This is a genomic window from Serratia sp. 201, assembly GCF_037027545.1.
In the GTDB taxonomy this organism is placed as follows: domain Bacteria; phylum Pseudomonadota; class Gammaproteobacteria; order Enterobacterales; family Enterobacteriaceae; genus Serratia; species Serratia bockelmannii.
This window is the reverse complement of record NZ_JAXCHC010000006.1, coordinates 85,735-110,468: the sequence shown is the minus strand read 5'-3', so window position 1 is coordinate 110,468 and position 24,734 is coordinate 85,735. Positions and strand designations below refer to the sequence as shown.

Annotated in this window: 22 protein-coding genes; 8 read left to right on the top strand and 14 right to left on the bottom strand. The window is 60.4% G+C overall.

Annotated features, from left to right (window positions below):
- Positions 1-102 precede the first annotated feature (102 nt).
- Both malP and malQ read left to right on the top strand, forming a co-directional pair.
- A complete protein-coding gene (gene malP, locus WA302_RS23645) occupies positions 103-2,508 on the top strand; it encodes a maltodextrin phosphorylase (protein WP_261456852.1) in 2,406 nt (801 codons plus the stop codon).
- Between the two features lie 9 nt (positions 2,509-2,517).
- Positions 2,518-4,608: a 4-alpha-glucanotransferase gene (gene malQ / locus WA302_RS23640; RefSeq protein ID WP_261456853.1), complete on the top strand. Its 2,091-nt coding sequence runs from the start codon at positions 2,518-2,520 to the stop codon at positions 4,606-4,608.
- Positions 4,609-4,792: 184 nt separating this feature from the next.
- Here the strand turns inward: malQ and nfuA are convergent, their stop codons facing one another.
- Together nfuA and gntX are read right to left on the bottom strand one after the other, a co-directional pair.
- Positions 4,793-5,368: a Fe-S biogenesis protein NfuA gene (nfuA, locus tag WA302_RS23635; RefSeq protein ID WP_025304558.1), complete on the bottom strand. Its 576-nt coding sequence runs from the start codon at positions 5,366-5,368 to the stop codon at positions 4,793-4,795.
- Positions 5,369-5,426: 58 nt separating this feature from the next.
- Positions 5,427-6,110 carry a DNA utilization protein GntX gene (gene gntX / locus WA302_RS23630; RefSeq protein WP_025304557.1) on the bottom strand — a complete coding sequence of 228 codons (684 nt, stop codon included), beginning with the start codon at positions 6,108-6,110 and terminating at the stop codon, positions 5,427-5,429.
- A 40-nt stretch (positions 6,111-6,150) separates the two neighbouring features.
- On the opposite strand from gntX, the gene bioH reads away from it, so the two are divergent.
- Positions 6,151-6,921 (top strand): pimeloyl-ACP methyl ester esterase BioH, encoded by a 771-nt coding sequence (bioH, locus tag WA302_RS23625; RefSeq protein WP_025304556.1) that lies wholly within the window; start codon positions 6,151-6,153, stop codon positions 6,919-6,921.
- A gap of 270 nt (positions 6,922-7,191) precedes the next feature.
- Positions 7,192-7,476, top strand: coding sequence for a YdgH/BhsA/McbA-like domain containing protein (locus WA302_RS23620; RefSeq protein WP_004930765.1), 285 nt, complete (start codon positions 7,192-7,194; stop codon positions 7,474-7,476).
- A 41-nt stretch (positions 7,477-7,517) separates the two neighbouring features.
- On the opposite strand, the gene WA302_RS23615 is transcribed toward WA302_RS23620, so the two are convergent.
- The 5 genes from WA302_RS23615 to greB all read right to left on the bottom strand — a co-directional run bounded on the left by WA302_RS23615 (position 7,518) and on the right by greB (position 13,930).
- The gene (locus WA302_RS23615; RefSeq protein WP_025304555.1) at positions 7,518-7,757 is read right to left on the bottom strand and encodes a FeoC-like transcriptional regulator; all 240 of its coding nucleotides are present in this window, start codon (positions 7,755-7,757) and stop codon (positions 7,518-7,520) included.
- The gene (gene feoB, locus WA302_RS23610) at positions 7,757-10,072 is read right to left on the bottom strand and encodes a Fe(2+) transporter permease subunit FeoB (protein WP_261456854.1); all 2,316 of its coding nucleotides are present in this window, start codon (positions 10,070-10,072) and stop codon (positions 7,757-7,759) included. The genes WA302_RS23615 and feoB overlap by 1 nt, the downstream gene beginning before the upstream one ends.
- A 62-nt stretch (positions 10,073-10,134) precedes the next feature.
- The gene (gene feoA / locus WA302_RS23605; RefSeq protein ID WP_043139125.1) at positions 10,135-10,359 is read right to left on the bottom strand and encodes a ferrous iron transporter A; all 225 of its coding nucleotides are present in this window, start codon (positions 10,357-10,359) and stop codon (positions 10,135-10,137) included.
- Positions 10,360-10,965: 606 nt separating this feature from the next.
- Positions 10,966-13,299, bottom strand: coding sequence for a Tex family protein (locus WA302_RS23600; protein WP_025304552.1), 2,334 nt, complete (start codon positions 13,297-13,299; stop codon positions 10,966-10,968).
- Positions 13,300-13,456: 157 nt separating this feature from the next.
- Entirely contained in the window at positions 13,457-13,930 is a 474-nt protein-coding gene (greB, locus tag WA302_RS23595; protein WP_025304551.1) for a transcription elongation factor GreB, read from the bottom strand.
- Positions 13,931-14,160: 230 nt separating this feature from the next.
- Between greB and cbpA the strand changes: the two genes are divergently transcribed.
- From cbpA to envZ, 4 genes are all read left to right on the top strand, one after another.
- Positions 14,161-15,123: a curved DNA-binding protein gene (gene cbpA, locus WA302_RS23590; protein WP_025304550.1), complete on the top strand. Its 963-nt coding sequence runs from the start codon at positions 14,161-14,163 to the stop codon at positions 15,121-15,123.
- Between the two features lie 5 nt (positions 15,124-15,128).
- Entirely contained in the window at positions 15,129-15,434 is a 306-nt protein-coding gene (locus tag WA302_RS23585; protein ID WP_004930739.1) for a chaperone modulator CbpM, read from the top strand.
- 257 nt (positions 15,435-15,691) lie between these two features.
- Positions 15,692-16,411 (top strand): osmolarity response regulator transcription factor OmpR, encoded by a 720-nt coding sequence (ompR, locus tag WA302_RS23580; RefSeq protein ID WP_004709363.1) that lies wholly within the window; start codon positions 15,692-15,694, stop codon positions 16,409-16,411.
- Complete coding sequence (envZ, locus tag WA302_RS23575) at positions 16,408-17,778, top strand: two-component system sensor histidine kinase EnvZ (protein ID WP_015379311.1); 1,371 nt, start codon at positions 16,408-16,410, stop codon at positions 17,776-17,778. Before ompR ends, envZ begins: the two co-directional genes overlap by 4 nt.
- Positions 17,779-17,810: 32 nt before the next feature.
- Here the strand turns inward: envZ and WA302_RS23570 are convergent, their stop codons facing one another.
- The 7 genes from WA302_RS23570 to WA302_RS23540 all read right to left on the bottom strand — a co-directional run bounded on the left by WA302_RS23570 (position 17,811) and on the right by WA302_RS23540 (position 24,714).
- The gene (locus tag WA302_RS23570) at positions 17,811-18,290 is read right to left on the bottom strand and encodes a type II toxin-antitoxin system VapC family toxin (RefSeq protein WP_016930378.1); all 480 of its coding nucleotides are present in this window, start codon (positions 18,288-18,290) and stop codon (positions 17,811-17,813) included.
- The gene (locus WA302_RS23565) at positions 18,287-18,550 is read right to left on the bottom strand and encodes a FitA-like ribbon-helix-helix domain-containing protein (RefSeq protein ID WP_004930730.1); all 264 of its coding nucleotides are present in this window, start codon (positions 18,548-18,550) and stop codon (positions 18,287-18,289) included. The genes WA302_RS23570 and WA302_RS23565 overlap by 4 nt, the downstream gene beginning before the upstream one ends.
- A 126-nt stretch (positions 18,551-18,676) precedes the next feature.
- On the bottom strand, positions 18,677-20,296 hold the full coding sequence (pckA, locus tag WA302_RS23560; protein ID WP_043138920.1) for a phosphoenolpyruvate carboxykinase (ATP): 1,620 nt from the start codon (positions 20,294-20,296) through the stop codon (positions 18,677-18,679).
- Between the two features lie 194 nt (positions 20,297-20,490).
- Positions 20,491-21,369 (bottom strand): Hsp33 family molecular chaperone HslO, encoded by an 879-nt coding sequence (hslO, locus tag WA302_RS23555; RefSeq protein WP_025304548.1) that lies wholly within the window; start codon positions 21,367-21,369, stop codon positions 20,491-20,493.
- Positions 21,370-21,394: 25 nt separating this feature from the next.
- Positions 21,395-21,802, bottom strand: a complete 408-nt coding sequence (gene hslR, locus WA302_RS23550; RefSeq protein ID WP_025304547.1) for a ribosome-associated heat shock protein Hsp15 — start codon at positions 21,800-21,802, stop codon at positions 21,395-21,397.
- Entirely contained in the window at positions 21,799-22,479 is a 681-nt protein-coding gene (gene yrfG / locus WA302_RS23545) for a GMP/IMP nucleotidase (protein ID WP_025304546.1), read from the bottom strand. The genes hslR and yrfG overlap by 4 nt, the downstream gene beginning before the upstream one ends.
- A gap of 99 nt (positions 22,480-22,578) precedes the next feature.
- Entirely contained in the window at positions 22,579-24,714 is a 2,136-nt protein-coding gene (locus WA302_RS23540; RefSeq protein ID WP_261456855.1) for an intracellular growth attenuator family protein, read from the bottom strand.
- Positions 24,715-24,734 lie beyond the last annotated feature (20 nt).

Genomic DNA, 24,734 nt, shown 5'->3' with positions numbered 1-24,734 from the left:
TCCTCCTCCCCAGCTAATCCCCAGGCGGGATGATGCCGTCAGGCTTTCTCACCGGCACGATAGCGGCAATTTGACCCACTTACTGGATAGAGAGTTTTCCTTATGTCACAGCCTACGCTCAAGAAGGATGCTTTTCTGGCGGCGCTCGCCCGTCAGTGGCAACGGTTCGGCCTCAGTTCCGCACAGCAGATGACGCAACATCAATGGTGGGAAGCCGTCAGTGCGGCGCTGGCCGAGCAGCTGGCCGCACAGCCGGCGCCGCGCAAAAGCGCCAAACCGCTGCGCCACGTGAACTACATCTCGATGGAGTTTCTGATCGGCCGGCTGACGGCGAACAACCTGATCAACCTGGGCTGGTACGACACCGTCGAGCAGGCGCTGGCCGAGCAGAACGTCAAGCTGGCGGATTTGCTGGAGCAGGAAACCGATCCGGCGCTGGGCAACGGCGGGCTGGGGCGTCTGGCGGCCTGTTTCCTCGACTCGATGGCAACGGTGGAGCAACCGGCCACCGGCTATGGGCTGAATTACCAGTACGGGCTGTTCCGCCAGTCGTTCCGCGAAGGGCAACAGCAAGAGGCGCCGGATAACTGGCAACGCGAGAGCTATCCGTGGTTCCGCCACAACGCCGCGCTGGCGGTGGACGTGGGCATCGGCGGCAAGCTGGAAAAGCAGGCCGACGGCCGCGAACGGTGGCGCCCGGCCTTCACCCTGCGCGGCGAAGCCTGGGATCTGCCGGTGCTGGGCTATCGCAACGGCGTGGCGCAGCCGCTGCGCCTGTGGCAGGCGACCCATCAGCATCCGTTCAACCTGAGCGATTTCAACGACGGCAAATTCTTGCAGGCGGAGAAGCAGGGCGTAGAAGCCGACAAGCTGACCAAGGTGCTTTACCCGAACGACAACCATCAGGCCGGCAAGCGCCTGCGCCTGATGCAGCAGTATTTCCAGTGCGCCTGCTCGGTGGCGGACATTTTGCGCAAGCACCATCAGGCCGGCCGCAAGATTGAAGAGCTGCCGAAGTACGAAGTGATCCAGCTGAACGACACCCACCCGACCATCGCCATTCCGGAAATGCTGCGCATTCTGCTGGACGAGCACCAGCTGGAGTGGGAGGCGGCCTGGGCGATCACCAGCAACACCTTCGCCTATACCAACCACACCCTGATGCCGGAAGCGCTGGAGTGCTGGGATGAAAAACTGGTGCGCAGCCTGCTGCCGCGCCATTTCTCCATCATCAAACAGATCAACGCCAGGTTTAAAAAATTGGTGGATAAGCACTGGCCGGGCGACGAGGCGGTGTGGGCCAAACTGGCGGTGCACCATGACAAGCAGGTGCGCATGGCCAACCTGTGCGTGGTCAGTGGCTTTGCGGTTAACGGCGTGGCGCAGCTGCATTCGGATCTGGTGGTGAAAGATCTGTTCCCGGAATATCACCAGCTGTGGCCGAACAAATTCCATAACGTCACCAACGGCATCACGCCGCGCCGCTGGCTGAAACAGTGCAACCCGGCGCTGTCGTGCCTGATCGACGAGACGCTGAAGGTGGAGTGGGCGAGCGATCTCGACGCGCTGCGCGGGCTGGAAAAATTCGCCGACGACGCGGCGTTCCGCCAGCGTTATCAGCAGATCAAACGCGACAACAAGGTGGCGCTGGCCCATTACGTACACGGCGTAATGGGGCTGACACTTGACCCGGACGCGATCTTCGACGTGCAGATCAAGCGTCTGCACGAGTACAAACGCCAGCACCTGAACCTGCTGCACATCCTGTCGCTGTATCGTCAGCTGCGCGACAACCCCAACCTGGACATCGTGCCGCGCGTCTTCCTGTTCGGCGCCAAGGCGGCGCCGGGCTACTACCTGGCGAAGAACATCATCTACGCCATCAATCAGGCGGCCGAGAAGATCAATAACGATCCGTTGGTGAAAGATCGCCTGAAAGTGGCGTTCATCCCTGACTACCGCGTGTCGGTGGCCGAACTGATGATCCCGGCGGCGGATATCTCCGAACAGATCTCCACCGCCGGCAAAGAGGCCTCCGGCACCGGCAACATGAAGCTGGCGTTGAACGGCGCGCTGACGGTCGGCACGCTGGACGGCGCCAACGTCGAAATCGCCGAGCAGGTGGGCGAAGACAATATCTTTATCTTCGGCAATACCGTGGAGCAGGTGAAGGCGATAGTGGCGAAGGGTTACGATCCGCTCAGCTACCGCAAGAAGGACAAGCACCTGAAGGCGATTCTGGACGAGCTGGCGAGCGGCACCTTCAGCCACGGCGACAAGCACGCGTTCGACATGATGCTGCACAGCCTGCTGGAAGGCGGCGATCCCTACCTGGTGCTGGCGGACTTTGCCTCGTACTGCCAGGCGCAGCGCCGGGTCGACGAGCTGTATCGCGATCGGGACGAATGGACGCGGCGGACTATCCTTAACACCGCGCGCGTCGGCATGTTCAGCTCGGATCGCTCGATCCGCGATTACCAGCAGCGTATCTGGCAAGCCAAACGTTAAGGAGAGCGAATGGATCGCAAGCGTATCGATCAGGCGGCAGCGCAGGCGGGGATCGCCGCCGATTTCATCAATGCCCACGGCAAGCGGCAGGCGATTGAACCGCAGACCAAGCGCAAGCTGCTGGCGGCCATGAACCGAACCGATGCCGAGCAGGAAGGAGCGGCGCCGCCGTTACCGGCGGTCAAGGTGTTCTATCAGGGCGCGCCGCTGGCGCTGACCCCGGCGGGCGAAGGCGAGTACCTGTGGGCGCTGCAACGTGAAGACGGCGAATGCCTGCAGGGGCGCATCGGCGCGCGCAAGACCCTGACGCTGCCCGGCGATCTGCCGGTGGGTTACCACCAATTGACGCTGAGCCAGGGCGAGCAGCAGTGGCCATGCCGGCTGATCGTCGCGCCGAGACGCTGCTTCGAGCCGGACGCCTTGCTGACCGGTAAGAAGCTGTGGGGCGCTTGCGTTCAGCTGTATACGCTGCGCTCCGATCGCAACTGGGGCATCGGCGATTTCGGCGATCTGCGTCTGATGGTGGAGCAGGTGGGGGAGCGCGGCGGCGCCTTCGTTGGCCTTAACCCGATCCATGCGCTGTATCCGGCTAATCCGGAGAGCGCCAGCCCTTACAGCCCCTCGTCGCGCCGCTGGCTGAATCTGGCGTATATCGACGTCAACGCGGTGGAGGATTTCCAGCGCAGCGATGCGGCGCAGCGCTGGTGGCAGAAGCCGGCGACGCAGAAGCAGCTGGCCAAGGCGCGCGCCGCGGAGTGGGTGGATTACACCGCCGTGATGCAGCTGAAGCTGGCGGCGCTGAAGCTGGCGTTTCCGCTGTTTCAGGCGCGCAAGCCAAACGACGGGCAGCGTCAGGCGTTCGAACAGTTCGTCAGCGAGGGCGGCGACAGCCTGTATCAGCAGGCGGCGTTCGACGCGCTGCATGCCCATCTGGCGGCCAAAGATGCCAGCCAGTGGGGCTGGCCGGCCTGGCCAGAGCGCTATCGGCAGGGGCAGAGCGAATCGGTGCGGCTGTTCTGCTCCGAACATCAGGACGCGGTCCGCTTTTACCTGTGGCTGCAGTGGCTGGCGGCCACGCAGTTCGCGCAGTGTTTTGACCAGAGCCGGCAGCAGCAGATGCCGATTGGCCTGTATCGCGATCTGGCGGTCGGGGTGGCGGAAGGCGGGGCGGAAACCTGGTGTGACCGCGAACTGTACTGCCTGAAAGCGTCGGTCGGGGCACCGCCGGATATTCTGGGGCCTCTGGGGCAAAACTGGGGCCTGCCGCCGATGGATCCGCACGTGATGGCGGCACGCGGGTACCAGCCGTTTATCGATCTTTTGCGCGCCAACATGACCAACTGCGGCGCGCTGCGCATCGATCACGTCATGGCGCTGCTGCGGCTGTGGTGGATCCCGTATGGCGAAACCGCCGATCGCGGCGCCTACGTCAAATACCCGGTGGACGATCTGCTGGCGGTGTTGGCGCTGGAAAGCCAGCGCCACCGTTGCATGGTGATCGGCGAGGATCTCGGCACGGTGCCGGTGGAAATCGTCGGCAAGCTGCGCGACAGCGGCGTCTATTCCTACAAAGTGCTCTATTTCGAAAGCGACGGTGAATACCATTTCCGCGCGCCGCAGGCCTATCCGGTGCAGGCGATGGCGACCATCACCACCCATGATCTGCCGACGCTGCGCGGCTACTGGCAAAGCGACGATCTAACGCTCGGCAACCGGCTGGGTCTTTACCCGGACGCGGAGATCCTGCGGGCGCTGTTCGCCGATCGGGAACGCGCCAAGCAGGGGCTGCTGGATGGATTGCATCGTTATGGCTGCGTGCCGCAGAAGGTGGGCAAGAAGGCAGCGCTGCTCGGCATGAGCCCGCTGCTCAACCGCGGCCTACAGCGCTATGTCGCCGACAGCGCCAGCGCCTTGCTCGGCCTGCAGCCGGAAGACTGGCTGGATATGGCCGATCCGGTCAATATTCCCGGTACCAGCGATCAGTACCCTAACTGGCGGCGCAAGCTGACCCAGACGCTGGAGGAGATGTTTGCCGACCCGCACATAAACCGCTTACTGAAGGATTTGGACAAGCGGCGCCGCAAGGTGTCGGTGGGGTGACGATGAGGTGTCGTTGTATTAGGTCAAAGGACGAGAACTTTAGTCCCATCCAAATGACGGATACCCGAATTAATTGGAGTTGCAGCTAGGCGGCAAGTGCGTAAATCCCCAGGAGCTTACTTAAGTAAGTGACTGGGGTGCGCGCATGCGGCCAACAACGCTGCAACTTCAAGTAAGAAGGGTATCAATAGTAGGAGTGCTCGCCGCGCTGGTGCTCGGTCAGGTCACGCACGCCTTTCAGCTCCGGGAATTTCTGCAGCAGCTCTTTCTCGATGCCTTCTTTCAGCGTGACGTCGACCATCGAACAACCGTTGCAACCGCCGCCGAACTGCAGGATCGCCATGTTGTCGTCGGTGATCTCCATCAGCGTTACGCGGCCGCCGTGGCCCGCCAGCTGTGGGTTGATCTGCGACTGCAGCACGTATTCCACGCGCTCCATCAGCGGCGCGTCGTCATCGACCTTGCGCATTTTGGCGTTTGGCGCTTTCAGCGTCAGCTGAGAACCCAGTTGGTCGGTCACGAAGTCGATTTCGGCGTCTTCCAGATACGGCGCGCTCAGCTCATCGACATAGGCGGACAGTTTGTCGAACTTCAGTTCGGTATCCGTCGCTTCTACCGCGTCCGGCGGGCAATAAGAGACACCGCATTCGGCCGTCGGCGTGCCCGGGTTGATCACGAATACGCGGATTTGGGTGCCTTCTTCTTGATTTGCCAGCAGTTTGGCAAAGTGTTCCTGTGCAGTATCTGTTATACGGATCATAGCATTAGCTCAATAGTTGACTTCTATAGTCGGTTATAATACGCCCATTGCCGTGGCACTACAACGTGCGGCAAATGCACCATATCTGCACCGAGGCGGCGCCTTGCCGCTGCAGCAGCGCCGCTATCTGCGCGACGGTGCTGCCGGTGGTCACCACGTCATCCACCAGGGCGATATGCCGGCCGGCGACCGATGCCACGCAAACGAACGCGCGTTGCAGATTGCGCCTGCGTACCCCGGCGCTCAGCCGCTGTTGCGGGGCGGTTTTGCGCACCCGGCGCAAGGCGGCGGGCTGATAGGTGCAGCCCAGCCAGCGCGCCAGCGGCCGGGCCAACAGATCGCTCTGGTTATAACCACGGTGCCAGCAGCGTGTTGCATACAAGGGTACCGCTAAAATCAGGTCGGGTCTGTTCAGATACTGCTCTCTGCGCGCCTGCTGCCACCGCAACAACATCAGGCGCGCTAGCGTCGGCGCCAGCTCGGGCGCGCGGTGGAACTTGAACCTTTTTACCAGCTGGCTGAGGGGCGCAACGTAGTCGCCGACGAACACCAGCCGTTGCCAGGGCGGTGGCCGTTGCAGGCAGCGGCCGCAGGGCGTTCGCGTCTTCCCGGCGGGCAATCCGCAGCGCGGGCAACACGGCGGGTGGGCCGGCAGATGACGCAGGCAACAGCTGCAGATGCCATGACGGATCAGGCTCAACGGTTGTCGGCATAGCCAACAACGGCTGCGGATTGATAGCATAGCGTCTCCGTGACGGATAAGTATGAAAGGACAATAACCAATGACAGCGCTGTACTGGCAAACAATAGGCGAAGGCGAACGCGATCTTGTGCTGCTGCACGGCTGGGGATTGAACGCCGAAGTGTGGAGTTGCATTCAGGCGCGACTGACGCCGCATTTTCGCCTGCACCTGGTCGATCTGCCGGGGTACGGCCGTAGCCAGGGGTTCGGCGCCCTGTCGCTGGAGCAGATGACGGAAATCGTGCTGGCGGCTGCCCCGCCGCAGTCCTGGTGGCTTGGCTGGTCGCTCGGTGGGCTGGTGGCCAGCCAGGCGGCGCTGATGCAGCCCGAGCGAGTCAAGGGGCTTATCACCGTAGCCTCCTCGCCGTGCTTTGCCGCCCGCGATGAGTGGCCGGGGATCCGCCCGGACGTGCTGAGCGGTTTCCAGCATCAGCTGAGCCTGGATTTCCAGCGCACCGTCGAGCGTTTTCTGGCGCTGCAGACGCTGGGCACTGAGAGCGCGCGTCAGGATGCGCGCCAACTGAAAGCGGTGGTGCTCAACCAACCGACGCCGAGCGTCGAGGTGCTGAACGGTGGGCTGGAGATCTTGCGCACAGCCGATCTGCGTGCACCGCTGGCGGAGTTGACGCTGCCGCTGCTGCGGATCTACGGCTATCTGGACGGGCTGGTGCCGCGCAAGGTCGCCGAGCTGCTCGACGCCGACTGGCCGAACTCTACGTCGCAGATCGTGGCCAAAGCCGCCCATGCGCCATTTATCTCTCATCCCGATGAATTTGTGACGATGATCGAAGCGTTTATTGCAGCACATTGAATGCAGCGTGAAAACGCACGATAGAGCGCGAAAAAAAACGCCGCCGGGTGGATAAAAGACAAAGCTGTTCAATACTTAGTGAGTCAATGCGTTGGCTGCAAAATGAAAAGACCGCGTGCGGCGCTTTTCATTTTGGCGTTTCGTCTCTGGGAAACAGGCCCCGTCAGGGAAAGCAACGAGGCCTGAGGATGTCGCGGCAGCCTGCGGTACTACGCATGGATCCTTGACGGCTTTCATAACAGATAAATTATCCATTGAGAGGTTAGTGTCATGAAATCATTGAAGATGATTATTGCAGCGGCAGTGCTGGGTTCGGTGTCTTTCGGCTCCATGGCGGCAACCCTGCTGACCAAGGAAGATCTGGATAAGAATCCGGGTAAATACGAGAAGATCGGCACCGTCACCACGACGGCGGAAACCACGTCACCGATGGATGCCAAGGAAGAGCTGTCCAAACTGGCAGACGAAAAGGGCGGTCAATACTACGTGATCCTGGCGGGCCGCGAACACGGTAAATTCAGCGCCATCGCCGAAGTTTACAAAGACAAGCAATAAGCCTTGAATGGCAAGGGGCGCCGCTGCGGCGCCCCTGATCGTCAGGCCTTCAGCCGGTAGAACACCGTGCTGCATCCCTGGCCCTGCGGGCAGCTTTTGCAACTGCCGCTCAGACAGGCGCCGCCATCCTGTTCGATACGTTCCACTTTCCCCATTGCCGTCAAACGATCCAGCATCGCCTGCACCAGCGGCAACGGCGTCGCCAGCGATTGGCTGAGCTGCTGCGCCTGGGCGCTGCCGCGCAGCGCCAGCGCATCGCGCACCTGCAGCAGCCTGGCCATCAGTGACAGCTCCCTTTGGCGCTCTGGCAACAGGCCGCCGGCGTGGCGTTGCCCAGGCGCACCGTGACGCGGCTGCGCGCCCGGCGCAGGCCGAACAGCACCAGCAGGTTCACCAGCACCACCGCCAGGATCGCCGTCAGGCTGTACTGCGGGTGTTGGTTGAAGGTCGCCGCCTGATAGAACAGCGTCGCCAGCGAGTAGGCCACGTTCAGCCCCCACAGGATAGAGAAGGTCATCCAGCCGCGGCTTGATTCACGTGCGATGGCGCCCATCACCGAAACGCAAGGCACGTACAGCAACACGAAGATCAGGTAGCTGTAGGCGGAAATGCCGGAGCCGAATTTGCTGCTCATCACGCCCATCGAACCGACGCCCATCTCGCCGTCGCCCTTGCTGGCTTCGATCGGGTTGGAGAGCACGCTCAGGCTGAAGGTATTTTTCAGGCCGTCCCAGGTTTCCTGCAGCGCGCCGCCCAGCTCATCGAGCAGGTTGAAGTTGGCGGCGTCGAACGCCTCTTTGTTGATGTGCTCGGCGGTATACAGCGTATTCAGCGTGCCGACCACCACTTCTTTCGCCATCGCGCCGGTCACCAGACCGACGGTGGCCTGCCAGTTATCGCTGTGGACGCCCATCGGCTGCAGCAGCGGCGTCAGCACCTTGGAGACCGAAGCCAGCGCGGAGTCGTTGATGTTGTCGACCGTTTTGCCGCTGAACGAGAAGCTGTTCAGGCCGCCGATGAATATGCTGGCTACCACGATCACCTTACCGGCGCGCAACACGAAGCCTTTCAACCGCTGCCAGGTTTGCAGCAGCAGGCTTTTCAGGTGCGGCACGTGGTAAACCGGCAGCTCCATGACGAACGGTGAGGCTTCGCCGCGCATGAGGGTATATTTGAGTACCAGGCCGGTCAGGATCGCCACCGCGATGCCGAGCATGTATAGCGAGAACACCACCCCAGCACCGTCCTGGCCGAAGAAGGCGGCGGCGAACACCGCGAAGATCGCCAGACGGGCGCCGCACGACATGAACGGCGCCATCATGATGGTGATCAGGCGCTCGCGCTGGGCGTCCAGCGTACGGGCGCCCATGATGGACGGCACGTTGCAACCGAAGCCGACGATCAGCGGCACGAAGGATTTGCCCGGCAGCCCGAGCGCCTGCATCAGGCGATCCATCACGAACGCCGCGCGCGCCATGTAGCCGGAGTCTTCCAGGAATGACAGGAACAGGTACATCATGCCGATCTGTGGCACCAGCGGCAGCACGGTGTTGATGCCGCCGCCGACGCCCTGCGCCAGGAATACGGTCAGCCAGCCGGGGAAGTGCAGGGTGTAGCCGAGCCACTGAATGCCCTGAATGAAGATCGCCGCCGAGCCGATATCGAAGATCGGCTGCAGCGCGCCGCCGATATTGATCGCCAGCAGGAACATCAGGTACATCACCAACAGGAAAATCGGCACGCCCAGCCAGCGGTTGAGGATCACTTTATCCAGCATATCGGTCAGGCGGTTGGGCATCGCCTGCTGCGAGTTGCTGACCGCGTCGCTCAGGGTGGCGATAGACTGGTAGCGCGCGTCGGCGATCACCAGCGCCGGGTCTTCTTGCTCCTGCTGTTGCAACGTCTGAATGGCCGCAGGCAGCAGCGCGACGGCGGGACCGGCCAGCCGGTGGCTGTAGATGTCGCCCTCCAGCATCTGCAATGCCAGCCAGCGGCGTTGCACCGCCGGCAGCGTTTGCGGCATGGCGTCGCTTAGCGTGGCGACCGCTTTCAGCAGCAACGGCGGGTAGTTCACCAGCGCCTGCTGCTCGTTGATGCGATGATTGTCGATCATCTGTTTCAGCACGCCGATGCCGTCGGCGCGGGTGGAGATCATCGGTACTACCGGGCAGCCGAGGCGCGCCGACAGCGCGGCGACGTCGATATCGATATGCTGGCTTTTGGCGATGTCGAGCATGTTCAGCGCCACGATGCAGGGGATGCCCAGCTCCAGCAATTGCAGCGTCAGGTAGAGGTTGCGCTCCAGGTTGGAGGCGTCGACCACGTTGATCAGCAGATCGGCGTCGCCGCTCAAAATGTAATGGCAGGCGATCTGCTCATCGAGCGACGTTTGCTCTGAAATGGTGGTCAGGGAGTAGGTGCCGGGCAAATCGACTAGCCGCACGTCGGACTGCGGGGTGCTGAAATGGCCTTCTTTGCGTTCGACCGTCACGCCCGCCCAGTTGCCGACCCGTTGGCGTGCGCCGGTCAGCTGGTTGAACAGCGTGGTTTTGCCGGAGTTCGGGTTACCGATTAAGCCGATGGTGAGTTTTTTCATAGTTCAGCGTGTCGTCTTCAAGGAGAACAGCGCCGGCGCAAGAGCGCGTCGGCAAACGGAGGTCAGGGCTGGCCGTCGAGCTGCAGCAGCGCCAGATCCTTCTTGCGCAGCACCAGGCTGACGCGGCGAGTTTTAATTTCTATCGGATCGCCCAGTGGCGCGACGCGCACTACGTCGAATGAAGAGCCAGGCAGCATGCCGAGCGATAACAATTTCTGGCGGTAGGCCGGCGCAATTTCACCGGAAAAGCCGACAATCTTATACGTGCGTTTAGGTTGAAGCTGCATGTGATTAACCTTCCGGGTGCCGATGAACATCGGGCTGATGATAATTGGACGTTGCCGGCGAAAATGCCACGCCGTCGGCGGTATTCATCCATAAGGTCATGCAATAAAGTGAGCGCAAATAATAGTAATTATCATTATCGCGTTCAATACAAAAAGTAAGGGTATTGTAACCAATTATTATGGTGACGGCAGTTTTTAATGGCGTTGTCTTGATTAACGATGTTTTATCACTGCTTGCACTTGGGAACAAATGAGAATGGCGAGTTAAATCAGTTACGTATTTGTAGCCGAGTTTTCTTGTTTGCAAATATCGATGGCTTTTTCCCTTTATTTATTTCCGCTGAAAGGCAATTCGATAACATTATTCCACCGTAATGCGAGCGGTAACCATTTGTGTTTCTCTCACAATTAGCGAGATGAAAAATGCGTGTTAACGGAGTTGTTAATAAATGGCTGCAGAAGGCATTTTTGTTGCCTGAATAATGGGAGGGCGGTCACGCAGGAACGGGAAATAAAAATATGATGGTTTATTGAGACGGGTCAAGAAATGCCGCAAGTTTTATTCATCGGAAAGGGCGGAGCAGGCTCCGCCCTGTTGGCTCTGACTTAGCGTTTCTTGCCGAATGCCGCCGCCAGCGCGTCGCCCATGGCGCTGTTGCCGGCCGGCGTCGCATTGCGCGGTTTGGCCTTGTTGCCGCCTGCCGAACGGTTGGCGTTGTCGCGTGCCTGTGCCGGCGCGTTGCCGCCGCGGCGCGGTGAACCTTCGCCCGGTTGCTCATCCAGGCGCATGCTCAGCGCGATGCGTTTACGCTGCAGATCGACTTCCATCACCTTCACTTTGACGATGTCGCCGGCCTTCACCACGGTGTGCGGATCTTCGACGAACTTGTCCGCCAGCGAGGAGATGTGCACCAGGCCATCCTGATGCACGCCGATATCCACGAAGGCGCCGAAGTTGGTGACGTTAGTGACCGACCCTTCCAGGATCATCCCCGGCTGCAGATCGTTGAGGGTTTCCACGCCTTCGGCAAAGGTGGCGGTTTTGAACTCCGGACGCGGGTCGCGGCCCGGCTTCTCCAGCTCTTTCAGGATGTCGGTGACCGTCGGCACGCCGAACTTGTCGTCGGTGAAATCGACCGCTTTCAGGCTGCGCACCGCCGAGGCGTTGCCCATCAGGTCCTGCAGCGCCTGCTCGGTGGCGGCCAGGATGCGCTGCACCACCGGGTAGGCTTCCGGGTGAACGGTGGAGGCATCCAGCGGATTGTCGCCGTGGTTGATGCGCAGGAAGCCGGCGCACTGTTCGAAGGCCTTCGGCCCCAGACGGCTGACTTTCAGCAGCTGTTCACGGTTGCTGAAACGGCCGTTCTCGTCGCGCCAGTTGACGATGTTCTGCGCCATCATGCGTGTCAGGCCGGCCACGCGGGTCAGCAATGGTACCGATGCGGTGTTCAGATCGACGCCGACGGCGTTCACGCAGTCTTCCACCACCGAATCCAGCTTCTTCGCCAACTGGCTCTGGCTGACGTCGTGCTGATACTGGCCGACGCCGATGGATTTCGGATCGATCTTCACCAGCTCCGCCAGCGGATCCTGCAGGCGACGGGCAATGGATACCGCGCCGCGCAGCGACACGTCGAGATCCGGGAATTCCAGCGCCGCCAGTTCGGACGCGGAGTACACCGATGCGCCCGCTTCGCTGACGATCACTTTCTGCGCCCGGACGTCGCTGAACTGCTTTTGCAGGTCGAGATAGAAACGCTCGGTCTCACGCGAAGCGGTGCCGTTGCCGATGGCCACCAGCTCTACATTGTGTTTGATGCACAGCGCCGCGACGATGGCGGCGGCTTTGGCCGCTTGCCCGGTGTGCGGATAGACGGTGTCGGTGGCCACCAGTTTACCGGTCGCGTCGACCACGGCGACTTTCACCCCGGTGCGCAGGCCTGGATCGAGGCCCATGGTGGCGCGCATGCCGGCCGGCGCGGCCATCAGCAGATCATGCATGTTGCGGGCGAACACGTTGATCGCTTCGTCTTCCGCGCGTTCGCGCACCGTGCCCATCAGCTCGGTTTCCAGGTGCAGGAGCACCTTGATGCGCCAGGTCCAGTTGACCACCGCCTTACGCCAGGCGTCGGCCGGGGCGTTGTTCAGGCGCAGGTTGAGGTGATTGATGATGATCAGCTCCGCCTGGCTTTCGCGCGGCGCTTCCTCAAATTGCGGATCGGCGTTCAGCGCCAGCTGCAGCACACCTTCGTTGCGGCCGCGGAACATTGCCAGCGCGCGGTGCGAAGGCACCTGGGAAATCGGTTCGTGGTGATCGAAGTAGTCGCGGAACTTGGCGCCTTCGTCTTCCTTGCCCTCGACCACTTTGGACACCAGATGGGCGTTTTTCCACAGGTAGTCGCGCACCTTGGCCAGCAGCGCGGCGTCTTCGGCGAAGCGCTCCATCAGGATATAGCGCGCGCCGTCGAGGGCGGCTTTCACGTCCGCCACGCCCTTGTCGGCGTCGACGTAGCGTTCAGCCAGCTGTTCCGGCTGCTGTTGCGGATCCTGCCACAGCGTGTCCGCCAGCGGTTCCAGACCGGCTTCGATGGCGATCTGGCCACGGGTGCGGCGCTTCGGTTTGTACGGCAGGTAGAGGTCTTCGAGTTCGGTCTTGCTCAGCGTGGCGTTGATCGCCCCCGCCAGCTGTTCGGTCAGTTTGCCCTGTTCATCGATCGACTTCAGGATGGTCTGACGACGATCTTCCAGTTCACGCAGATAACCCAGGCGGGTTTCCAGCTGGCGCAGTTGGGTGTCGTCCAGGCCCCCGGTGACTTCCTTACGATAGCGTGCAATAAACGGCACGGTATTACCTTCATCCAGCAGACGGATGGCGGAGTCGACTTGCTCCGGCCGGGCCTGCAGTTCTGTTGCAATAATGCGGCTCAGTGGGTCATTCATAGGTCTGGTATCTGTATTGAGAACGGTGAATAAACAGGGGACAGTTATACGGATTGATCGCGGAAAATGCCAGTGGAGCGGGCCGCCGCCGCGCGGCCGCGGCGTGGAGAACAGCTCAGGCGGCGGCGTTGGCGGCGGTTCGGAAAAAGCTGAAAGCTTACTTCGGGTAGTTTATCTCATTTACGTACCACTGTGCCTCGCCCAGCGGCGTATTGACGGTGGCGATGTCCCCGACCTCTTTTTTCAGCAGGGCGCGCGCCATCGGCGCATCGATGGAGATGTAATCCTTGCGGCCGAAAATCTCGTCGTAACCGACGATGCGAAAGCGTTTGGTCTCGCCGTCGTCATTCTCCACCTCCACCCAGGCACCGAAGAACACCTTGCCTTCCTGCTGCGGGGAGTAATCGACGATCTTCAACTGCTCCAGGCATTTGGTCAGATAGCGGACGCGGCGGTCAATTTCGCGCAGCCGCTTCTTGTTGTACTGGTAGTCGGCGTTTTCGCTTCTGTCGCCCAGGCTGGCGGCCCAGGTCACTTTTTTGGTCACCTCGGGGCGCTCTTCACGCCAGAGGTAATCCAGCTCTTGTTTGAGCTTGTCATACCCTTCACGGGTTATCAGTTGAGTTCTCATCGTGATTTATCTTTATGGGGCCACCGCCACAGTGTACGTGAATGCGGGGGGCTTTAGAAATGGCGCGCGGGCCTGCGCCTTGTCGCACGGTTTTTATTCAGTTTGCGCAGCTTTTAACAATCGGGAGTATGCTTAGCGATAGCGGAAAAGGAATGTGACGAAAGGAGGATATCTGGCGAGAGAGACAAGGAATTTTGGCGCACAACCCAACACATTGAAGGTATTACCGCATGGAATTTAAAGATTACTACGCCACGATGGGCGTTGAGCCCAACGCCGATCTGAAAACCATCAAAACGGCCTACCGCCGGCTGGCGCGTAAATATCACCCTGACGTGAGCACTGAAGACGACGCCGAGAGCAAGTTCAAGGAGCTGGCCGAAGCCTATGAGGTGCTGAAGGACGACGAGCGCCGCGCCGAGTACGATCAGATCCGGCTGCACCGCAACGATCCGAACTTTGGCCGCCAGGCGCGCGGCGATCACGGCGGCTATCAGCAGAGCGCTTCATGGCACGGCGGCGGCGCCGACGCGCAAGACTTCTCCGACTTCTTCGAGAGCATGTTCGGCGGGCGTGCGGCGGGCGGGCACCGTTCCGCTTCGCACTCGCACGGCGGGCATGGCTTCCGCGGCCAGGATCTGGAGATGGAGGTGCCGCTGTTCCTCGAGGAAACGCTGCATGGCCAAAGCCGCGAGATCTCCTATACGCTGCCGGTGTATGACGAGCTGGGGCGGCAGGTGAGCGAAGCCAACAAAACGTTGAACGTGAAAATCCCGGCCGGCGTGGGCGACGGCGAGCGCATTCGCCTCAAGGGGCAGGGCGTTGCCGGCGTGGGCGGCGGCCAAAACGGCGATCTGTATCTGGTCATCCGCCTCGCGCCGCACCCGCTGTTTGAGATAGATGGCCACAACCTGAGCATTGTGGCGCCGCTCGCTCCGTGGGAAGCGGCACTGGGTGCCAGCATCGAGGTGCCGACGCTGACCGGAAAAATCGCGCTGACCGTGCCGGCCGGCAGCCAGAGCGGCAAACGGCTGAGGGTCAAAGGCAAAGGGCTGGCGGGCAAGAAAGAGCCCGGCGATCTGTATGTCATTCTCAAGGTGGTGATGCCGCCGAAGCCGAACGAGAAGGCCAGCGCCCTGTGGCGAGAGCTGGCTGAACAGGCGGCGTTCAACCCGCGCGCGGAATGGGAGTAAAGCACATGATGAAGAAAGAGATCACATTCACCGTGGTGGAGCTGTGTCAGCGAGTGGAGATTTCAGAGGATGAGCTGGTCGAGATCGTCGGCCTGGGCGTGATCGTGCCGTTGGAGCCGGCGCAGCCGCGCTGGGAGTTCGATTATCCGGCGCTGAGCCATCTGCAGCGCGCGCGCAGGCTGCGGGCCGAGCTGGATCTGGACTGGCCGGGGATCGCCATGGCGCTGACGCTGCTCGATCGGGTTGATGCGCTACAGCAAGAGAACCGGCAGCTGCGTAGGCAGCTGGCACGTTTCCTGCAGACCTCCTGACCCGACAGCTGAACGCCACCGGGCGCTTCCCCGGTGGCGAAATTGCACAAAATTGGGCCGCTGCCCCACATTGTGCCGATAAAGGGCGAAATTTTGACGAACCCCCGTCGACATTCACTGAAAATTGTTGATAAATGGGGAAAAGAATAAGCTTTGTAACAATTTCGTCTAGAATACATACCATTAAACGCTGTCTCAAATGGCAAGGTTTTCTAACAATATTCGAGTCAGGCAATAAAGCCTTTGGGAGTAATACCATGCAAGAGAATCATAAGATCCTGGTTGTCGATGATGACATGCGCCTGCGCGCGCTTTTAGAACGTTATTTAACCGAACAGGGCTTCCAGGTTCGCAGCGTTGCCAACGCTGAGCAAATGGATCGCTTGCTGACCCGTGAATCCTTCCATTTGATGGTGCTCGATCTGATGTTGCCGGGCGAAGACGGCCTGTCCATCTGCCGCCGCCTGCGTAGCCAGAGCAACCCGATGCCGATCATTATGGTCACCGCGAAGGGCGAAGAGGTCGATCGCATCGTGGGGCTGGAAATCGGCGCCGACGACTACATTCCTAAACCGTTCAACCCGCGTGAGCTGTTGGCTCGTATCCGCGCGGTGCTGCGCCGCCAGGCGAACGAACTGCCGGGCGCGCCTTCGCAGGAAGAGGCGGTGATCGCTTTCGGCAAATTCAAACTGAACCTCGGCACCCGCGAGATGTTCCGCGAAGACGAGCCGATGCCGTTGACCAGCGGCGAATTCGCGGTACTGAAGGCGCTGGTCAGCCACCCGCGTGAACCGCTGTCGCGCGATAAGCTGATGAATCTGGCGCGTGGCCGCGAATACAGCGCCATGGAGCGCTCCATCGACGTGCAGATCTCTCGTCTGCGCCGCATGGTTGAAGAAGATCCGGCGCATCCGCGTTATATCCAGACCGTGTGGGGTCTCGGCTACGTCTTCGTCCCGGACGGCAGCAAGGCATGAGGCGATTGCGCTTTTCACCGCGTAGCTCGTTTGCCCGAACCCTGTTGTTGATCGTCACTTTGCTGTTCGTCAGCCTGGTGACGACCTATCTGGTGGTGCTGAACTTCGCCATCCTGCCCAGCCTGCAGCAGTTCAACAAGGTACTGGCTTACGAAGTGCGTATGCTGATGACCGATCGGCTGCAGCTGGAGGACGGCACGCTGTTGGAAGTGCCGCCAGCGTTCCGTCGTGAGATCTACCGCGAGTTGGGCATTTCTCTCTACACCAACTCGGCGGCGGAGGAGAGCGGCCTGCGCTGGGCGCAGCACTACCAGTTCCTCAGCCAGCAGATGGCGCAGCAGCTCGGCGGGCCGACCGATGTGCGGGTGGAGGTGAACAAGAACTCCCCGGTGGTGTGGCTGAAAACCTGGCTGCAACCCGATATCTGGGTGCGCGTACCGCTGACGGAAATCCATCAGGGCGACTTCTCTCCGCTGTTCCGTTATACGCTGGCGATCATGCTGCTCGCGATCGGCGGTGCCTGGCTGTTTATTCGTATTCAAAACCGCCCGCTGGTGGAGCTGGAACATGCGGCGCTGCAGGTGGGCAAAGGGATTATTCCGCCGCCGCTGCGCGAGTATGGGGCTTCCGAAGTGCGGTCGGTGACTCGCGCATTCAATCAGATGGCGTCGGGCGTCAAGCAGCTGGCGGACGATCGCACCTTGCTGATGGCCGGGGTCAGCCATGATCTGCGCACGCCGTTGACGCGTATCCGGCTGGCGACGGAGATGATGAGCGCCGAAGACGGTTATCTGGCCGAGTCGATCAATAAAGACATCGAAGAGTGCAACGCCATCATCGAGCAGTTCATCGATTATCTGCGCACCGGGCAGGAGATGCCGACCGAAAGCAGCGACCTGAACGCCATTTTGGGCGAGGTGGTTGCGGCGGAGAGCGGTTATGAGCGGGTGATTGAAACCGCGTTGTCACCGGGCGAACTGATGATGAACGTGCACCCACTGTCGATTAAGCGGGCGGCGGTGAACATGGTGGTGAACGCGGCGCGTTACGGCAACGGCTGGATCAAGGTCAGCAGCGGCCGCGAGCTGCAGCGCGGCTGGTTCCAGGTGGAAGATGACGGCCCGGGTATCAAGCCGGAAGAGTTGAAGCACCTGCTGCAGCCGTTCGTACGCGGTGACAGCGCGCGCAGCACCAGCGGCACCGGTCTGGGGCTGGCGATCGTGCAGCGTATTATCGACGCGCATGACGGCGAACTGGATATCGGCACCAGCGAGCGCGGCGGGCTGTTGATCCGCGCGTATATTCCGTTGCCGATGGAGAAAAAAGAGTCGACCAACGGTCATCAAACGGCCAGGGAAAACGCCTGACCTCTGATGTGGGCCGCGCCGCTGCGGCCCCGTCAGGACTTTCTGCTCATCACGTAGTATTCCGCCGCATCCTCATGCAACCGGCGGCCGGTCGGCGCCTGCCACGGATCGATTAATTCGATACCGCAGTGGAGGAAGTCTTTGGTATTGCGGGTGGCCAGGGCGGCACCGTAATGCAGGCAGGTGGCGGCGATTTGGGTATCCGGCACGCTCATCGCTTTACCCAGCAGCCGATTCCTTGCCGTCAATTCCGCGTATTGCATCGCGCACAGCCCATCAAACGGCAATATCTGCCCCTCGAACTTCAATTCAATGGCGTCCGCCAATTTCAGCTTGAGATCCCGCTGGCGCTTGCCGTCAGGCATGCAGGCGACGCCGCTGAACAGTTCGGCGAGGACAATGGCGCTGAGATAGAGCTCGTCATTGTCCTTTTCATTTAACCAGTTAATGACGTTGTAGTACGGGCTGGGACGCAGCGTTTCTGAAATGACGTTGGTGTCGATAATGATCATGCGTTGTCATCTTCATCATCAAAGGTGACGATGCGTGGCGGCACGGCGTCACGCGGTGGGATCTCCAGCTCAACGCCGCCGAATTCGGCGAAGTGCTGATGCATCCAGGTACCCAATCCATAGCGCGGCGGCTTTTTCACCAGCGCCTGTTTCAGGATCATGCGCGCTTCCTCTTCCATAGAATGGCCGTTTTTCGCCGCTGAGATACGCAGCAGCTCTTTGATTTCGTCGTCCAGATTTCTGACGGTGATAGTCGCCATTTAAACCTCCTTTGCTATCAATGATTGCATTGACTTATTTTCTCGCCTTGCTGGTTAAAAAGCAATCGATGAAAATAAAAAAAGGCGCGGGATCCGCGCCTTAGCTGAAGAGGTAACGCTACCGAATTACAGCTTCGGGCCGGCGCTAACCAGCGCGGCGCCCGCAGGCGTATCGGTGTATTTGTCGAAGTTGGTGATGAAGCGCTCGGCCAGATCCTGCGCTTTTTCCTGCCACTGCTCGAGGCTGGCGTAGGTATTGCGCGGATCGAGGATCTCTGGGTTCACGCCCGGCAGCGCGGTCGGCATCGCCAGATCGAAGATTGGCAGGGTAACGGTTTCCGCCTTGTCGATTTCACCGCTCAGGATGGCGTCGATGATGCCGCGTGTATCTTTGATCGAGATGCGTTTGCCGGTGCCGTTCCAGCCGGTGTTGACCAGGTAAGCCTGGGCGCCGGCGGCCTGCATGCGTTTCACCAACACTTCGGCGTACTGCGTCGGGTGCAGTGACAGGAACGCAGCGCCGAAGCAGGCGGAGAAGGTTGGCGTTGGCTCGGTTACGCCGCGTTCGGTGCCGGCCAATTTGGCGGTGAAACCGGACAGGAAGTGATACTGAGTCTGGTTGGCGGTCAGACGCGATACCGGCGGCAACACGCCGAAGGCGTCGGCGGTCAGGAAGATCACTTTGGTGGCGTGACCCGCTTTGGACACCGGCTTGACGATGTTTTGGATATGGTAGATCGGGTAAGAAACGCGGGTGTTCTCGGTTTTCGAACCGTCGTTGAAGTCGATGCTGCCGTCGGCCAGCACGGTGACGTTTTCCAGCAGCGCGTCGCGTTTGATGGCGTGATAGATGTCCGGCTCGGCTTCTTCAGAGAGCTTGATGGTCTTGGCGTAGCAGCCGCCTTCGAAGTTAAACACGCCGTCGTCGTCCCAGCCGTGCTCGTCATCGCCGATCAGCTGACGCTTAGGATCGGTGGAAAGGGTGGTCTTGCCGGTACCGGACAGGCCGAAGAACACCGCCACGTCGCCTTTCTCGCCCACGTTGGCCGAGCAGTGCATCGAGGCGATGCCTTTCAGCGGCAGCAGGTAGTTCATCATCGAGAACATGCCTTTCTTCATTTCGCCGCCGTACCAGGTGCCGCCGATCAGCTGCATGCGCTCGGTCAGGTTGAAGGCGACGAAGTTCTCCGAGTTCAGGCCTTGCTGCTGCCAGTTCGGGTTGGTGCATTTGGCGCCGTTCATCACCACGAAGTCCGGCTCGAAGTCAGCCAGCTCGTCGTCGCTTGGGCGGATGAACATGTTTTTCACGAAGTGCGCCTGCCAGGCCACCTCGGTGATGAAGCGCACTTTCAGGCGCGAGTCGGCGTTGGCGCCGCAGAAGGTATCCACCACGAACAGGCGTTTGCCGGAAAGCTGCTCGGTGACCAGGTGTTTCAGATCGGCCCACACTTCCGGGCTGAGGGGTTTGTTGTCGTTTTTGCCTTTGCCCTGATCGGCCCACCACACGGTATCGCGGGTAATGTCGTCGCGGACGATGTATTTGTCTTTCGGCGAACGGCCGGTGAAGATGCCGGTATCGACGGAGACGGCACCCAGCTTGGTGACTACCCCACGCTCAAAACCTTCCAGAGATGGGTCTGTTTCTTCCTTAAACAGCAGTTCATAGCTCGGGTTGTGAACGATTTCGCTAACGTCGTGAATGCCGTAAGCGGCCAGATCCTGAGGGGTTATACCTTTAACGCGCATGTTACTACTCCTTGGTCACAGAATTTCTGGCGGCAATTGTAGGGATCTAACGGTGCGTAACCGCGATGGGTATCAAATATTTAACGTTTTAGGCGGTATTTCGTTACGATCTGAGAGATAGCACACGGAAAAAAGCAAACGTGCAAACGGCGGGCGTTGGCGGGCGCTGGGCGCACCCGCCGAGGGAGTGTAACTTAGTGCAACTGGTCGCTTTCGCCGGTATTACCCGCATACAAAGCGGCAACATCAACCGGGTCAAAGACATAGTGGCTGCCACAGTAGTCGCAGTGCATGTCGATATTACCGTCCTGCTCCAGCATGTCCGCCACTTCGTCGGTCGGCAGGGTCATCAGCGCGTCGGCGCAACGCTGGCGCGAACAGGTGCAACGGAACTGCACGTCCTGCGGTTCGTACAAGGTGACCTCTTCCTGATGGTACAGGCGGTACAACACTTCGTTGGCCGGCAGGCCGAACAGCTCTTCGCTTTTGACCGTGTTGGTCAGTTGCACCAGATGATCGAAATCATCGAGGTTGCCGTCCTGCGCCGGCAGCACCTGCAGCAGCATACCGGCTGCTGCGGCATTGCCTTCCACTTCGCCGGTGCGGATGAACAGGCGGGTTGGCAGCTGCTCGGACTGGCGGAAGTAGGCTTCCAGGCATTCTGCCAGGGTTTCACCTTCCAGGCCGACCACGCCCTGATAGCGCTCGCCTTCCGTCGGGGAAATGGTGATGACCATGACGCCGTTGCCGATCATCTGATGCAGGGTGCTGTCGTCGGCGATAGGCGCCTGGGTGCGCGCAACGCCACGCATCTCCTGGCGGTTGTTGCCGTTGATCACGGCCAGCTTCAGCGGGCCGTCGCCCTGCAGCTGCACGGTGATGTCGCCGTCGAACTTCAGGGTTGCGGTCAACAGACTGGTGGCGACCAGCAGCTCGCCCAGCAGTTTTTGCACCGGTGCCGGGTAATCGTGGTTGTTCAGGATCTGCTGATAGGTTTCGCTGACGGTAACCAGCTCGCCGCGCACCGCGTAGTTTTCAAACAGGTAACGGTGCAATTGGTCATGGTTGGACATAATCTTCTCTCATTACGGTGAGGGGTTATTCCGGCTCACCAAATTTAAATTTCATCAGGTCGCGCCGCTCCTTTTTGTCCGGACGACGGTCCGGATGCGGCATGGTCAACGCGTTCATCTTGCGCGCCAGCGCCATTTTTTCGCGGTTGGCGATGCTGGCTTCGGTTTCCTGATACATTTGCTGCGCCTCGTTGGCACCGCGGCGTTGGCTGGTCAGCGCCAGCACGATCACCGTACGCTCTTCGTTGCCCTGCCGCAGCTTAAGCTCGGCATTGAGTTCGACAATCTTGCTCGGTTTGCCGCGCTGGCCGTTGTAATGCACCTTGCCGCCGTCGATCATTTCGCGCGCCAGCGCGCGAGTCTTATAGAAGCGTGCGGCCCACAGCCACTTATCCAGCCGGACCGCGTCGTCGCGCGTCGCTTTTTCCTTCATGCTTCCCCCTTGGCCAGCGCCGGTATCAGCAGACGGTAGTCGCGCATCGACGGATGGCGCTGGAAGCTTTTTTCCGCCGTGCTGGAGTCCGGGTTTTGCACGCCCAGGCAGTAACGAATGCCGAAAGTGCGCGCCGCGTCGAGGATAGGCTCGCCGTCGTCGACGAACAGCGTGCGCTGCGGGTTGAATCCGGTGTGCTGCTGCACCGCTTGCCACAGACGCTGATCTTCTTTCGGATAACCAAATGTGTGGGTGGAAAACAATAAATCAAGGTGCCGATCGAGGCCGGTATGCTCGATTTTCACCGCCAGGCTGTGCGGATGGGCGTTGGTCAGCAAAATGGTTTGCAGACCGGCGTCGCGCAGCGCCCGTAAAAACGGCTCGGTGTCTTCGCGCAGCCGCGCGCGGCTACCGACTTCGCTGGTCATGCGGTAGATGTCCAGATCCAACCGCTCGCTCCAGTAATCGAAGCAATACCAGTTCATGGTGTGCTGCACCGCCTGATATTCCCGTTCAATGATATGACGGGCTTCGTCGAACGGAATGGCGCGCCTTTCGCTCAGCGCTTGCGGCACCAGGCTGAGCCAGAAGTGGCTGTCGAACTCCAGATCCAGCAAGGTGCCGTCCATATCCAGCAGCACGGTATCGATCTGCGGCCAATCAAACTCGGGAACCATAAAAACTCCATGGGCGGACCGACGGGCGGTCCGCAGATGAGAATAATAGCGTTAGCGTAGCATAAGCAGATGACAGGGCGGAGACCCCCGGCGTCAGGTTCAGGCCATCGGCCGCATTGACATCGGATTGAGCTGCGGATTGAAGCAGCTGTCGTAGTAACGCTGGATATCGGCGACGCGGTGCTGATTGATGCGCCGACGCTGTACCAGCCGCCAGGCGTTATAGCCCAGGCTGACGACCACCGCCAGCAACAGCAGGCTGGTACCGAGGTAGCGCCACAGGGTGATCATGTCCGGTTCGCTGTGCAGCGCCACGTGGCGGGTGCCGTTGGCATCGACGCTGAGGCTGGTGATCACCCCCTGCGCCTGGAATGGGGTATGCAGCAGCAGAGTGGAAAGGCGCTGCAACTCATTCCACTGGTCAAGAGCGTTGTATTCGCTCTGCGGCGCTGAGGATTGCGGATGGCTGACCAACTGTCGACCTTCATCGCTGCGGATCAGGAAACCGCCCGGCGGCGGGCTGTTGAGCGCCGCGGCGGCCAGACGCGTTTCATTGAAGATGAACGACGACGTGGCCACTTTGGTCAGGCTTTCCAGCGACTCGGCGCTTACCGGGCGCAGCAGGACGTTGACGCCTTGCAGCGCGCCTGATCTGGCGCGTTTCACCAGGCCGCTCCAGTTTTTGGCGTTGCCCAGGTTGACCAGCGCGTTTTTCAGCCGCATACAGTCGTTTTCTGCCTGGCATAAATCCTGTGTTTTCAAAACGATATCAGAAAAGTCATCCAACAGGATCATGCCGGATTTCTCGATGGCGCTGGCCAGCTGCGGGTTGATCTTCTGATCGGTACCGCTCGGATGCAGCTGGCTGTTGACCGTGGCCAGCAGGGCCGTCGCTTTGTCTATGACTTCTGATTCCGGCTGCGGCAGTGGGGCGGCGTTGTTCCAGTAAATGCCGGAGCAATCGAACGGCGCAAAATTGACGGCGCCGCCACCGTTGGCCGGCGGCGGCACATAGCACATGCCGCTGCCGCGCACCTTCAGGGTGTCGCCGATGCGCAGCGGCGTAGCTTCCAGCGCCTGTACGCTGGTCACTTCCACTTTTTGCGCGCCTTGCAGCCAGGCCATGCTGAGGGTCAGCGGCAGATTGAGCGGGATATAGATCAGCAACAACAGCAGTACCAGTGCCGAACTGGCGACCAGCACCGCGTTGCGGCCCCACTGCTGCAGCGGAAAATTCTTCACTTCGTCATGCAGCGAGAGGAAACGGCCCTGGCGCACCACCTGCCGATTGAGGTAGACGTCCACATCGGTGGTCTTGCCCAAGTCTTGCGTCAGGTACGGCTGCCAGTGCGGCGGGTAGATAAGATCGATGATGCCGAGTGAAATGTTGCTGATCTGTCCCTGGCCGGATTCGCCGAACAGGCCCCAGCGCTTCGGCGTGCCGCGCAGGCAGTGGATCTCTTTCAGCTCGCGTGACGCCGGACGGCGGAACAGGTTCCAGCATCCCCAGGCGATCATCAGCACCGCCACGAAAATCATCCACGGGATCACCAGCACCGGGCTGATCAGGCTGAAGAACAGCAGCAGCAGCGCGGCGGAGATGATGACGGCTTCACGGATGCCGTTCGGCCGGTTCAGCGCATGCTCTTCCGGCGTTTCCTTACGAATGTTCACCAGCTCGACATGTTCGCTCTCTTCCTTGCGGATGGAAGCGTTTTTGGTCGGCGCGGCGGTCACCACCGGCGGCTGCGGCCGGTCGTGAATATGATCTTTCAGCGAGTGCCCGTTGAGCGAAATCACCAGCGGCAGCGTCTGGGTTCGGATCACTTCCACATGGTTGTCGGCGGTGATGTAGGGTTCCCAAAACGGCGGCAGATGTACCTCTTCGGCATCGAGGTAATAGCGCCATTTATTGGGATCGTCGCTGGCCAGACCGTAGCGGGTGATGGCGTGCGTGACGGGATAAACGTTATCGCTTTGCGGGGTGAGCGCCAGTTTGGCTGCGGGCAGCGTAGCGCCACCGCCGGGCAACAGTTTGTTGCTCAGCTTGTTTTGCTGATTGAGGTAGAACTCGACCGCGGCGCGCTCTTCATCGGTCAGCTTGCGGTGAGCAGGCTTGATAAACGGCAACGCGTGCGCCAGCGCCGACGGGTTGCGGGTCTTGAACCACAGGTACAGGCCGGCGGCAATCAGGCAGACAAGCACTAAGGCCAATATCAACACTATTGTGCTCATGCAATCCCCATCTCACACCC